General features: G+C 52.9%; 6 protein-coding genes, 1 tRNA gene, 2 rRNA genes and 1 pseudogene (1 of these 10 only partly in view). 2 read left to right on the top strand and 8 right to left on the bottom strand.

What is annotated here, in order from left to right:
• Positions 1 to 10 precede the first annotated feature (10 nt).
• From LKE65_RS08780 to LKE65_RS08760, 5 genes are all read right to left on the bottom strand, one after another.
• Complete coding sequence (locus LKE65_RS08780; RefSeq protein ID WP_264802378.1) at positions 11 to 2,395, bottom strand: TonB-dependent siderophore receptor; 2,385 nt, start codon at positions 2,393 to 2,395, stop codon at positions 11 to 13.
• A gap of 536 nt (positions 2,396 to 2,931) precedes the next feature.
• A complete protein-coding gene (locus LKE65_RS08775) occupies positions 2,932 to 4,173 on the bottom strand; it encodes an MFS transporter (protein ID WP_278741022.1) in 1,242 nt (413 codons plus the stop codon).
• Positions 4,173 to 6,182 (bottom strand): TonB-dependent receptor, encoded by a 2,010-nt coding sequence (locus tag LKE65_RS08770; protein ID WP_278741020.1) that lies wholly within the window; start codon positions 6,180 to 6,182, stop codon positions 4,173 to 4,175. Before LKE65_RS08770 ends, LKE65_RS08775 begins: the two co-directional genes overlap by 1 nt.
• Before the next feature lie 134 nt (positions 6,183 to 6,316).
• A complete protein-coding gene (locus tag LKE65_RS08765; protein WP_278741019.1) occupies positions 6,317 to 8,074 on the bottom strand; it encodes an ABC transporter ATP-binding protein in 1,758 nt (585 codons plus the stop codon).
• Positions 8,071 to 9,639: an ABC transporter ATP-binding protein gene (locus tag LKE65_RS08760; protein WP_278741018.1), complete on the bottom strand. Its 1,569-nt coding sequence runs from the start codon at positions 9,637 to 9,639 to the stop codon at positions 8,071 to 8,073. The genes LKE65_RS08765 and LKE65_RS08760 overlap by 4 nt, the downstream gene beginning before the upstream one ends.
• A gap of 129 nt (positions 9,640 to 9,768) precedes the next feature.
• On the opposite strand from LKE65_RS08760, the gene LKE65_RS08755 reads away from it, so the two are divergent.
• The gene (locus tag LKE65_RS08755) at positions 9,769 to 11,382 is read left to right on the top strand and encodes an ISL3 family transposase (protein ID WP_075624942.1); all 1,614 of its coding nucleotides are present in this window, start codon (positions 9,769 to 9,771) and stop codon (positions 11,380 to 11,382) included.
• Positions 11,383 to 11,473: 91 nt separating this feature from the next.
• Positions 11,474 to 11,909 (top strand): annotated as a pseudogene (locus LKE65_RS08750) (recombinase family protein); the annotation flags it as partial.
• On the opposite strand, the gene LKE65_RS08745 reads toward LKE65_RS08750, so the two are convergent.
• The 3 genes from LKE65_RS08745 to LKE65_RS08735 all read right to left on the bottom strand — a co-directional run.
• Positions 11,866 to 11,942 (bottom strand) — tRNA-Met (locus LKE65_RS08745). The pseudogene LKE65_RS08750 and the gene LKE65_RS08745 sit on opposite strands and share 44 nt — an antisense overlap.
• Positions 11,943 to 11,996: 54 nt before the next feature.
• Positions 11,997 to 12,112, bottom strand: a 5S ribosomal RNA gene (gene rrf / locus LKE65_RS08740).
• Between the two features lie 112 nt (positions 12,113 to 12,224).
• Positions 12,225 to 13,438 (bottom strand): 23S ribosomal RNA (locus tag LKE65_RS08735); it runs 1,527 nt beyond the window's last position.

Genomic DNA, 13,438 nt, shown 5'->3' with positions numbered 1-13,438 from the left:
GCATTCAGGCTTAGTAATGACCGCGTAGAGTAAAGCTGAACGTACGGGGTTCACCATAAATCATGCCATCGTAAAACCCTGCCTGCCGGACATAGGTGCGATCGGTAAGATTTGTAATGTTGCCTGCAATATCAAGCCAATTCGCAACACGGTAGCGGGCCATGATATTGATAAGCGTATACCCTTTAACCCGGAGGTTGGATGCATCATACTTGCCACCCCCAAGAGGACGCCCCGGGTTGGTTGTCCATTCCGTGCTGGACTGGCTGGATACACCCCCACCAATGGTAAGATGATGCAGTTTGCCGGGGAATGTGTAGCTCGTTGTCAAACGCACAAGGTGATGCGGGTCCTGACGATAGCTCAGGCCTTTTTCGTAAAGATAGCTATACCCAAAAAAGACATTCCAGCCGGGCAGCAGCTCGCCGGAGGCATCAAAGTCGATCCCTTCCGTTTTTACACCGTTGACTGAATCGTAAATGGCCTCACCCGTGGTAACGTTTGTGGCACCAGTTGCCTGTGCTACGTTGCTCTGCCGGTTAAGATAAAAAGCCAAAGATGTATTCAGGCGCTGTTTGAAGAATGCCCCTTTCAAACCCGTTTCATAGCTCTTGCCCATAACCGGGTTGAGAGGTTTGTTATCAGAATCCCGCAGGTTTGACTGAGGCGTATAAACGTTTGTGTAGCTTCCATAAATCGACATGGTTTTGGTAAAATCATAAACCATACCAGCATAAGGCGTTAGCACTGCATTCTGCTGCCCTGTGCTGGAAGAACCGGAATACTGGTTTGCCTTGTTATAAGTGCCCGTATAAGCCTGATAACTGCTGATACGCCCACCCAGAATAAGCGACAGCCCCTTGGCCAGAACAAAACGCCCGGATGTATAGGCACCATAATTGCGCGTAACATCAACCTCACGCGCGTGGGTGCGATGCGTTACAAAGTTGGGGTAAGAGCCATCCCATGTCTGCCAGTTCGCAATGGGCAACCCGGTCGCGCGGTACTGGCACCCTGAATACGGTGTAACCCCGGCAATGGAGCAGTTCCCCAAGGCATTGCTGAATGTATATTGCGTCAGCTCGTCATTATAACCGTTAAAGCCGAACACAAGCTGGTGCTCATGCCCCAGAAAATGCACCGGGCCAGAGACATGCACATCAGCATTGTCGCGTGCATCTTCATACTCGGCATGAAGAGCATTCAGATAAGCGCCTGTGCCGTCCTGATTCCAGAAACCACCATAGGTTTTCCGTGTTGCATTGTTAATTTTTGCAACGCCAAGGTTGTTATAGGAACTCCCCTGCGTACGCATGTATCCAGCCTTCAGGTGCCAACCGGCCGAGAAATCATGATCATAGTTAATAAAAGCGGTGTACTGGTCGCGGGTGGCCTGGCTCCAGTCTGCCGCAGGGTTTGTGCTACGGGAGAGGTTTGTTTTTGTCCCATCAGCATACCAGATTGGCACGTTTGTCCCCCAGGATGCGCCATCATTTTGAGTTCGTTCATACTGAAAGCCAAAATTAAGGGTATCGCGCGAGGATATGTCCGCCGTAAAGTTTGCCAGCGCACCAATACGGTTAACGTGTTCACGCACACGAAAAGTATCCGTATCATCCCACGAAAAAACATACCGGCTACGGATGGTGCCCGAGTGGTTTAATGGCGCATTCAGGTCCGCCATAACGCGGTGCTCGTTCCAGTTCCCCAGCCTTAACAGGCCGTTGGCGGAAAATTCGCGCTGCGGTGCCTTGCGTTGCAGGTAAATTGTTGCGGATGGATCCCCCGTCCCGCCCAGCAGACCATTGGCCCCACGGACAATCTGCACGTTGTCGTACAGGTCCATGTTCATGGACGAACCCACACCACCAAAGCTGGTTGAGGCATCAATCTGCATGCCATCAATCTTGTAGTTGGTAATATCAAAGCCACGGGCGCGGTAGGTTGTGCGACCGGCGTTATCGTTGGCGTAAGAGGTAACACCGGGGGTCGTGTTCAGAACATCATCAAGGCTATTGATCTGCTGATCATCCATGACCTGCCGGGTCATGACAGTCACAGTCTGTGGTGTTTCTCGCAGGCTTAGCGGCAAACCGGTTGATGCGCTTGTTTCCGATGCCGTGTAACTGCCGCGGTCCCACCTGTGGGCCTTAACCAGAATACTCTCGTCCGCCTTGGAAGCGACATTGACGATGGTCTTCTGATTTTTATTCGCCTTTACCGCTGGGGTTTTAGGGGCGTCCGCTTTTTTTTCCAACACTTCGTCTGAAGTTGTCTTGTTATTCTTATTATACGCCGCGTCTGCTGCCTGTGCAGACAATGCTCCCCCCAGAGAGAGGAATGTCGAGGCCAAAAGAGCGGTTACGCGGAAAGATGTTACGGGACGGAGTGTCACATCAAGGTCCTACCAAAGAGGTTAATGCGAGTCATTCTCATAAGCAGCGCGTCTAGCAGACTCCCGCCCTCACCCAAAGTGACAATATATTACAATTTATTCATATTTCTTGTGATTGTGATACCAGATAGAAGGAACCCGGCGGTATTCCCGCAGACAAAAAGGTATCGCCCTGCCAGATAATCCCCGTATTCTGAATGGAATTCTGTAGGTGTTCTGCAATAGCCTTTAGTGAGACTATGCCCCTAACAGGCATGGTCCATATAAAGCTGTATACACTTATTTTATCTGGAAACTGTTCATATCCATGCTTTCAGGAGCACCAGAGCACTATGGATAAACGCGCTCCGCGCAAATGAGAATATGTCGCAATTAGGCGTCTCCTTCATGATCCTTATCGTTCCCAATACAATGGCCAAAAATTCTTATGCCTGCTTCGGAAATAAATATCTTATTATTTGAACAAATAATCCGGATTTAAAATATATATTAAACACCATTAAATACTATTTCCCAAAATTATGCTATAAATACTGTTAGAAACATTTCTTCTGAAAAGAATTTATAAAAGGAATGAGACACAGTGCCACTAGAGATAACACAACCGAAATTAGAAAAACTGTCTCGTATCCTGTCCTGCCAGCCACAAAGGCACCAGTCGCTCCAAGAGAGGCTGCCGCAATAGCGCTTGCACTTTGAAATAGTGTAAAATCTATTCCGGGTTGATGAGGAGCCGTAAACGCCATTAGTCGAGAATAACTGGCAACAAAACTGGCCGCCATAAGGGCTGCCTCACACACAAAGAGGGCGAACAGAATGGATATGTGCAGGAACTGAAGCTTAATCGAGAAAAAAATCACAGCAAGCAAAGCGGCCTGACAGATGGCAATAAGATACATGCCATTTTTTGCACCGGCTTTGCGCACCACAATACCGCCAATAACTGTGCCGCATAGACCTGCAACAATACCACCCATACCATTAAAAACTCCAACAGTATTGAGCGGAATACCCTGATCAATCAAAAAAGGACCAGTCAAACCCTGCACTAACCGACCACTCATTTCATACGTCATGGTCAGAACAATGCCACACCATATTTCTCCCCTTCTGAGCGCATTCAAAAGGCCGGGGCGTAACTCTTGAGGTCTGACCAGAAAAACCTCTCTGTTTTCATGGTTATAAAAGAACATTGGAGCTGTAAGGCTTAAAACAGTAAAAGCCATAACAAAGCAGCCAATCTGCCACCCCAAGGCACCATATAGGCTTACAAAAACACTTCCACCCAATACCAGGCCAATATAGGCACCGCCCACCTGCGCCATATTGCCTTTTCCCCTCTCGTTTTCCGGGATCTGTTCAATAAGGAATGCATCGCAGGCAATATCCACGATTGTTGCGGAAACGGCCGCACACAAAAGAAGCATTAGCAGGCCGGAAAATAACCAAGGGGGCCAAAATGCAATCACACATAATAACCCAGCCGTAACACCCTCCCCCACCAGAATGATCTTGCGTGAGTGCCTGCGACCAGTTGGGGCAATGCGCAGCCTCTCAACAGGCTGCGCCCACAGGAATTTTATAGCCCAGATCAGCATAACCAATGAGAGCAGACCTATTTTCCCTAACGAGACATGCTGGTTGCACAGAATGGTTGGTAAACCGACAAACGTAAGCCCGCCCAATACACCTTGCGCTATGTAAATGCCCCAGATGGAGGGAAGAGCCCCAATATTGAACAAAGGGGCTAAACCATTTTTGGTATCGGCGGCTCTCATTATTTGGAGTTGTCTCCAATGGCGACCTTAAGGTTGAAACCGACAGTTCTGCCAAAACTGATCTGCGCCACATTCCCCGCAGGCCCTGTAAAGGCATAGGTGCGATACAGTTTGTCGGTTACGTTATTGGCGTAAACCATTACCTCGTAACGGTTCCCAAAAGACCAAGTCGTTCTCAGGTCTAGCTGTGTGTAGGTGGGTTGTTTTAGCTGGTTGGCAATATCAAAATACTGCGGACCGGTTACACGCAGGTTCAAGCCGGGTTCAATACGCCCAAAACCTGTTTGAAACCGGGTTGCAAGATGCCCCGCAGCCATAAACTCCGGAACGTAAGGCATACGCAGGCCGGCATAGTTATTGCCTGCGCCATCATTAAAACTATCGAACTTTGAGAGTGTTCTATTGCCATCTGCCCCAATAATCCAACCGGGTTTAAACTCCCACTGCACCTCGCCTTCCACGCCACTTGCATGTGCGCGTGCCGCACTGGCAATTGTCTGGTAGCCTGCCGGACCAACATAGACCTGCTCATTCTGCAGGTGATTATAAAAATACCCGGCCCTTACAAAGAATTGTTTATGACGGTACACCGTCCCTATTTCGTAACTCAGCTCCCGTTCCGGATTGTAGGATGTTGCATCTGCAATGCTGGTTGGGGCGTAATTAAACCCCGCAGGCTTGTAGCCCTGACTGACCCGACCATGAAGATGCCAGCCCGGCAAAGCTTCATAATCAAGCGAAACATTACCAAGACTCATGTTCTGATCACGGCTTTTATTGCCCGCATAAAGCGTTTGCCCGCCATAGGTCGAATTGAACGCTATGCTGGACATATCGCGCGAGAGACGACCACCTAGCCCCAGATCCAGATTTTTCAGAATATGCCAGTAAACATTGCCATAAAGAGCTACTGTTTCCGCACGGTTATGCGATGCGGTCAGCGGATAGGGCATGTAACTTGGAACATAAGCCGCTGTCTGGCTTGTGCGGTCCTGATATGTTGTCTGGTGATAAAACCCCGTTACAACATCAAAAAAACGATGTTTACCTTCAGTGCTCAAACGCAGCTCCTGCGTATTGGCACTCCACTGCTCCGGCTGGGTGGAAATATACGAATAGTATGGGAACGAACGCGCAATATCACTGTCTTGCCATGAGGCTATGGCGCTGAGTTTCCACCCATCAAAATGATAGGTGCCGTGCAGGGATTCATCATGCCCGCACCGGCTCAGGCGCGGGTCGGGAGTGCCCGGCACAACGCTTGCCACTTTACGATCCTGCAAATGGTTGAAGCCCACATAAACATCCTGGCTCCCGTAACTACAGGAACCATCAACAGCAAAGGCAAGCTCCCAGGGCTGATCGGTTGGTGCAAGCCGCAACGTGGCGCGCCCTCCACGGCTTTCAAAACCACCAAGGCGCCTGGAACCCGTGGACGGATTGCTCACATTGCCCTGCTGCTCCTGAGATGTCAGGGCAATGGAGCCGTATAACCAGTCTTTTATCAGGCTACCATCTGCCGTGCCGGTTACATGGTAGCCATAACGGCTTTCTGCCCCGGCCTCGAACGAGGCATGGGCACGCGGGCCGGGCTGGCGTGTTGCAATATCAATCACACCGCCTTCAGCACTCTGGCCATACAGGGCCGCCTGTGGTCCGCGCAGCAGCTGCACGCTCTCAATACCAATAAGAGACTGCATGGCGTTAATGGGAAGCACGGGAACATCATCCACATAAAACGTTGTGGCTGGATGATAGAGGTCCTGTGCCGAGGTAATACCCCGCACTGTAATGGCGGGGAAAAGAAAGCTCCCCGAGCTTTGAATCTGCACACCCGGTAACACGCGGGCCAGATCATTCGTGTCCCTCACCTGTTTCTGGCGGAGTTGTGTGCCCGTTACAAACTGCCCGCTTGTGCCCGTCTGGTCCAACCGCCGAGGCTGGCGGACACCCACGACCTCCAGATGTTCCTTTGCAGCTTTTGGCGCACTTGTGTTGTTTTTGGCCACTATTGTTTCTGCATGCGCAGAACAGGTCACAAGAACCCCGCCAGCCATAAGGCCTTTATAAAGCTTCTGATGCCACCGCGCTGATGTGTGACTGATCGAGTAAGACATATCCTGTTTTCCAAAGAGAGTAAGGGTCAGTTCAGTGGGGCATTGGGGGCAACCCATGACCGGGGGCGCTGTTGTGCGTGCCAGAGCCGGGCATAGGTGCTGTTGAAAGACATGAGGGTTTTGTGCGTGCCACGCTCTACGATGTGGCCGTTCTCCATCACCCAGATTTCGTCGGCGTCCTGTGCAATCCACAGGCGGTGCGCAATTGTGAGCAATGTGCGATCCCCCCCTATGTGCTGCAGGGTGTTGCGGATGGCAGTTTCGCTCATTGTGTCGAGCTGCGAGGTTGCTTCGTCCATCACCAGCAAAGGTGCGTTCATAAGTAGTGCACGTGCTATGGCGAGACGCTGCTTCTCTCCGCCAGAAAGTGCTGTTGCCACTGCCCGGATTTCTGTGTTCAGGCCATGCGGCAGGCGCTGAATGAACTCATGGGCATGTGCTTGTTTCATAGCCGCCAGCACAGCGGCCTCTGAGGCCGCGGGGCAACCAAGGCGGATATTATCGGCTATTGTTCCTTCAAAAAGGTGCACGTCCTGTGGCACCAGCGTAATGCTCCGGGCAAGCATATTGCGGTCCATGCTCCGCAAGTCCGCACCACCTATTGTAATGGCTCCTGCACCAACGTCCTGCAGGCGAAGAGCCAGATGTGCGAGTGTGGTTTTGCCAGAACCCGAAATACCAACAAGTGCAATTTTTGTGCCTTGGCGGATTGTTCCTTCAATCGGGGCAAGGCCACCAGCTGAGGGGTTATCTGCATCAAAAAGAACCGAAGCGTTTGGAAAATGCAGGCAATACCCCTCCGGCTCCGCGACTTTTTGAGTCTGGGCCATGCCGGGTTGCACCATAATCAGGCTCATGCGGCGGAGAGTATTCCTCGCAAAACGTAGCCCTGCAATCTGGCCTGCCAATTCAACAACGCAGCGGGCAAAGCGGTAGGTCAGTATAATGACCGCAAACACCGCACCTGCGGAAAGACTCTTTTGTTGAAAACTCATGACCAGCACGCCAATGGCAAGGGCCATTCCGGTCTGCGCAGCAAGGGCATACCCCATAATGGCAGGCGCAGGCGCCACCTCAAGCGCCATCTGGGCTGTTTTCAGGTTATCAGTTGCCGCTTGCGCACGAGAGAAAATCTGCCCCTGCGGGTCAAAAAAACGGATCTCACCGGCACCTTCCAAAAGCGTCAGTGTCGCCTGGGCATAAGCTTCCTGCGCAAAGGCCAGGCCTGCATCGGCTTTATCCAGCAGGCGGAATGCCAGCAGCATCATGCCAGCAACCGCCGGCAGGCTAAGCGCCAGAACAGCCGCAGCAGAAAATGAGAGGACCCCGATCAGGGCAAGGAGCAGAACGGGTAAAGCCATACCAGGAATAACAATGCCCCACAGATGGGTAAAAATATCCTGCACGGCAGCAAAACGACTTGTCATGAGGTCCAGCAGTCTGGCGCGCTCATCTGGCAACTGCCGCTGGGCCGGGAGCGCCATCAGATGATCAAGCAGGCACAGCCTGATCTGTGACATGGCACGATACGTTCCGGTAAAGTCCTGCACCAACCCCTGGGCGCGAAATAGCGCCTGCAAGCCAAACGCCACAGCCAGACCGAGCAGGATAAGCAGGGCGAATGTCATACTGCCACGCCCGTCTGCCATCCATTGCACACTGAGCAGCAACAGGATGTAGCCTGCGGCTTCCGTCAGAGAGGACGCCACCCCATACACAAACCCAGTACGCAACGCCGGGTCTGCCACAAGGGTGTGCAGCAGAGCTTTGTAATACCCCCTCATGGCATGGCTCCATCGCCAAACTGGTGACGGGCATAGGTTCCATAAAGTGCAGATTTTTCCATAAGGTCTTCATGCCGCCCCAAGGCAGTCAGGTGCCCATGCTCCATAACCGCGACCTGCGCGGCCTCGCGCACAGTGGCAAGCCTGTGCGCAACAATAAGAATAGTGCGGCCCTCCAGCGCACGCGCCAGAGCCGTTTGAATATGGAACTCGCGCTCCGGGTCAACAAAAGCCGTTGGTTCGTCAAGAAGAATAACAGGCGCTTGACTGACAAGTGCGCGCGCAATAGCCAGCCTTTGGCGCTCACCCCCCGAAAGGCGGGCTCCGTTCCGTCCAATCGGGCCGTGCAGCCCAAAGCGTTTGACACACCCGGCAAGATCACATTCGGCCAGAACATCAATAATTTCATTTTCGGCAAGATCGGGGCGGTACAGAAGCAGATTATCCGCAAGGGAATGACCTAAAAGAACAGGATTCTGGAATACCGGGCAAATAAGTAGTCCAATCTCTTGCTGTGAAAGTGCTTCAAGATCATGACCACCGATCAAAACACGGCCGGATGTGGGCTTAATATTACCTGCGACAAGCTGTAAAAGCGTGCTTTTTCCTGCCCCACTGGGGCCAACAAGACCCGTTACCTGCCCTGCAGGGCATGTTAGCGAGAAAGACGTCAGCACGTTCTCATTCCCGGAACGTTCAAGGCTGATATTTTCAAACACAACATCGTAGTCATGTTTATCGGTTTGAACTGTCACGGGTAGGAACCGTGCAACGGGCTGTGCTGTATTTTCTGCCTGAAGCACGTTCAAGCGCGCAATTGTCGCACGCAGGCGTGGAAGCGTGCCTGAAACAAACATGAGCCGCTGAAGTGGCGTCATCAGCCCCATTCCAAGCAGAATGGAAAACAGGCAATCAGGCAAAGCAAGATCATGCGCAATGTGCAGGATGATCGCGCATGGCAGCACCAGAAACAGGTTTGTGCCAACACATAGGAACACCATGACATAGCTCCATCTGGAGCGGCGGGTCATATCGCACGCCAGATGCGCCACATCCTGCAATGCGTCTTTTAGAGGAGGCAGAGAGCTTGGTGGGCTGTTAAAAACCTTGAGTGTCGTCAGCCCTTCCAGACAGGCCATGATGTTCTGGTTGATTTTAACATCAGCCTGATGCCACGCACGACCATTGCCGGAAGCAACACGCCCAATCTGTCGCCATGCCCATACGGCCACGGGCAGCAATCCAACGCTGGCCACAGCCATAACCGGAGAAATAACCAGCAGAAAAAGCAGGCTTACCAGTACAGTGACAAGACTGATAATTGCATCAGGGAAAGTGTGCGCAATAACCGCCTCAAATTCGGCACTGTCATCAAGGGCCAGTTTTTTTAACATTGCCCGGTGACTGGCTGCATAATCAGCAGGAAGTTTTTGCGTAAGACTTAAAATAGCCTTCCGCAAATCCCTGACAACATCAAATGCCAACCGATGACAGAACACAGATGTTGCCCCCTGACAAAGAAACGGCAGAAAAACAGCAGGGAGCAGAAACAGGGCTATCCGCACAGCCTGCTGCGTAGGTGTTGATTTTCACTGAGAACTGGGTTCTTCCGCACTTTTCGTGATGGGTATCTTGTACTTAGGTTCCGGAACTGGGAAATCCAGAAAGTCGTTCACTTTCATGGATATTCCCCAGTGTCACGCCTTCGGTCTCTTGATCTTCCCCGTTCCCTCGTCGTTCGTCGTGTTGTTGCACTGGACAACAGAGTGGAGATCGAAGTCAGTCTGCGAAAGCGGAGTGCAGTGTGTCCGGACTGTCAGTGCCCGACACGACGCATTCACAGTTTCTATCAGAGAAAACTCGCGGATCTTCCATGGCAGGGCCGTCCAGCCACGCTGATCGTTTCTGTGCCGCGCTTTTTCTGCCAGACGATGCTTTGTCCACGTCGGACGTTTGTCATGCCCCTTGAGGGGATAACCGTGCGTCATGGCAGACAGACCACACGTCTTGCCGATCTTCATTATTATATCGCCCATACCCTGGGCGGTTCCGCTGGAGCACGAATGACCGTGCGCCTGTGTTGCCCCATCAGCGCCGATACTCTTGTCCGCCGTCTTCTCTCACGTGCGCAGAACACCACAAAAGGCATGGCCCGTACACGTGTGGTGGGGGTGGATGACTGGGCATGGCGGCGGGGACATCACTATGGAACGATTGTGGTTGATCTTGAGAAAAATGATGTCATTGACCTCCTGCCAGATCGGGACGCTGATACCCTTGCCCGATGGCTGCAGGTCCATCCCGGTATTGAAATCATTGCCAGAGACCGTGCCGGTGCTTATGCAGACGGATGCCGCAGAGGCGCACCATCCGCTCTTCAGGTGACAGACCGCTGGCATCTGCTGAAGAACCTGTCAGACGCTTTTGTCAGCATTCTGGACCGTTTTACGACAACAGTGAGGACCCTGACACGACAGCTGAACGTATCAACGGCAGTAAGCAAAATATCTGAAACAATCAGAGCGCATCCAGAAGAGGCGCAGGCGGTCGTCAGGTCAGCCTCTGGGGAACGACGTGATATTCTTTTCAAGGAAGCTCTTGCCCTGAAAGCAGAGGGACACAGCATTCAGGCTATCGCCACAACGATCGGGGTAGAGAGAAAAACCGTGCGGCGCTGGTTTCAGCGGGGCCATGCACCACCATGGAAAAGGACGGTTCCGCTACGCAGCATACTCGTGCCTTACGCAGCCCACCTGGAAAAGAGATGGTCCGAAGGATGTCGCAATAGTCGTCAGCTATGGCGGGAACTCCTGGAGCAGGGCTTTGCAGGACAATATGGCACCGTCTGGAAATGGGTGGCGACGCGACAGGGATGTTCCGCGAAACCCGTTCCTTCCGCGCATGTCGTTGCACCTCGGGGACGCAGACTTGCGCGGCTTCTCCTCGCAGAGGATCCGTTATCTGCCGGACAGGAGGGACTGCTGGTTCCTGCCCTTCTGGAAGCTGAACCGCACCTTGCCGTCACACTCTGCTGGCTCAGGAAAATGCAGACCCTGCTCTGTAAAAGGGGTGACACCTGCACGGGAGGCGATCTGAAGGCTCTGCTGGAAGAAGGAAAGACGACGCTGCTGTCACGTCTGATTCCCGCGCTTGAACGGGATGCGGCTGCCATTGAAGCGTCTCTTGTCACACCTTGGACAACCAGCCCGGTTGAAGGACAGATCAGCCGACTGAAAATGATCAAGCGAACCATGTTCGGAAGAGCAGGCTTCGAACTCCTCAGGGCGCGTGTCCTTCAGCCCGCATAATCAAAAAACATCATCACGAAAAGTGCGGAAGAACCCAAATCTCGATGAAAATTTCCGCCCTACCCGGGTCAGTTCTCAGTGAAAATCAACACTCTATCTTTCAGAAGCGATCTCGATCGAAACCGTCAAAGAACGCGGATCGAATCTCGAAGCCCGCAAGGCGGAACTCAAGGAGTTCCTCGCGACCGCTGAAGCGCCCCCCCCTGCTCCACCCCCAGATGGCGGAGTTCTACCACCGACAGCTCGCGCGCCAGCACGATATGCTGCATTCCGAACTTGACGAGAAGCGTCAGGAGGCGGCCGAGGTCATCCGTTCGCTAATCGAGGCGATCATCCGTACGCCTGACCCGAACCGGGGCGAGATCGACGCGATGCTGTATGGAGAACTGGGGACGATCCTAAATTGGATCGAGCGACAAGCCATTGGAAAGGCTGAAAAAAGAAACACTCCCGGAGCGTTGCTCACGGGAGTGTCGGTATCAGTGGTTGCGGGGGCAGGATTTGAACCTGCGGCCTTCAGGTTATGAGCCTGACGAGCTACCGGGCTGCTCCACCCCGCGGTTGAGAGAGTGCTGATTTTGTTTTGGCTTAGTTTTGTGAGGGTAGACTGGAAGACCTGGCGGCGACCGACTTTCCCGCGGCTTAAGCCGCAGTATCATAGGCGCTGGGGGTTTTCACGGCCGAGTTCGGGATGGGATCGGGTGGAACTCTCCCCGCCATGGCCACCAGGTCATCCAGACTACCCTGTAAGGGTGTGTGGATGCGGTTGGTGCGTTTTGGTGTTTTGTGTGTGACGTGGTTATGGATGATTTCTGTGCACGGGCTATCCGTAAGGATAGTGTGAGAGTGAGCCTATTGGGTGATTAGGACCAGTTAGCTGCACGTGTTACCACGCTTTCACATCTGGCCTATTAACGTGGTGGTCTACCACGACCCTCAGGGAGATCTAGTTTTGAGGTGGGTTTCCCGCTTAGATGCTTTCAGCGGTTATCCCGTCCATACTTAGCTACCCGGCTGTGCCGCTGGCGCGACAACCGGTGCACCAGAGGTATGTTCATCCCGGTCCTCTCGTACTAGGGACAAATCCTCTCAAATCTCCAACATCCACGGCAGATAGGGACCGAACTGTCTCACGACGTTCTAAACCCAGCTCACGTACCACTTTAATCGGCGAACAGCCGAACCCTTGGGACCTGCTCCAGCCCCAGGATGTGATGAGCCGACATCGAGGTGCCAAACCTCCCCGTCGATGTGGACTCTTGGGGGAGATCAGCCTGTTATCCCTAGAGTACCTTTTATCCGTTGAGCGATGGCCCTTCCACGCGGGACCACCGGATCACTATGGCCGACTTTCGTCTCTGCTCGAGCTGTCACTCTCGCAGTCAGGCGGGCTTATGCCATTGCACTCAACAGCCGGTTTCCGACCGGCCTGAGCCCACCATCGCGCGCCTCCGTTACACTTTGGGAGGCGACCGCCCCAGTCAAACTGCCCACCATACAGGGTCCCGGACCAGGCTTACTGGCCGCGGTTAGACATCAGAAAAATTCAGGGTGGTATTTCAAGGATGGCTCCACAAGAACTGGCGCCCCTGCTTCAAAGCCTCCCACCTATCCTACACAGAATGTCTCTGATGCCACTGTAAAGCTACAGTAAAGGTTCATAGGGTCTTTCCGTCTGACCGCGGATACCCCGCATCTTCACGGGGAATTCAATTTCGCTGAGCCGATGCTGGAGACAGCGGGGAAGTCGTTACGCCATTCGTGCAGGTCGGAACTTACCCGACAAGGAATTTCGCTACCTTAGGACCGTTATAGTTACGGCCGCCGTTTACCGGGGCTTCAATTCAGTGCTCTCACACCTCCTCTTAACCTTCCGGCACCGGGCAGGCGTCAGACCCTATACGTCGTCTTTCGACTTCGCAGAGTCCTGTGTTTTTACTAAACAGTCGCTACCCCCTGGTCTGTGCCACCCACAAATGGTTGCCCAAATGTGGGTCTCGCTTATCCCGAAGTTACACGAGTAATTTGCCTAGTTCCTTCAGCATCGTTCTCTCAA

Origin of the sequence: Acetobacter fabarum (genome assembly GCF_022483405.1) — a bacterium.
Lineage (GTDB): Bacteria > Pseudomonadota > Alphaproteobacteria > Acetobacterales > Acetobacteraceae > Acetobacter > Acetobacter fabarum.
This window is presented reverse-complemented; position numbering and strand designations above follow the sequence as displayed.

Excerpts from the sequence above, each read along its gene's own strand:
- LKE65_RS08775 (WP_278741022.1), bottom strand. The coding sequence starts at position 4,173 with ATGAGAGCCGCCGATACCAAAAATGGTTTAGCCCCTTTGTTCAATATT.
- LKE65_RS08765 (WP_278741019.1), bottom strand. The coding sequence starts at position 8,074 with ATGAGGGGGTATTACAAAGCTCTGCTGCACACCCTTGTGGCAGACCCG.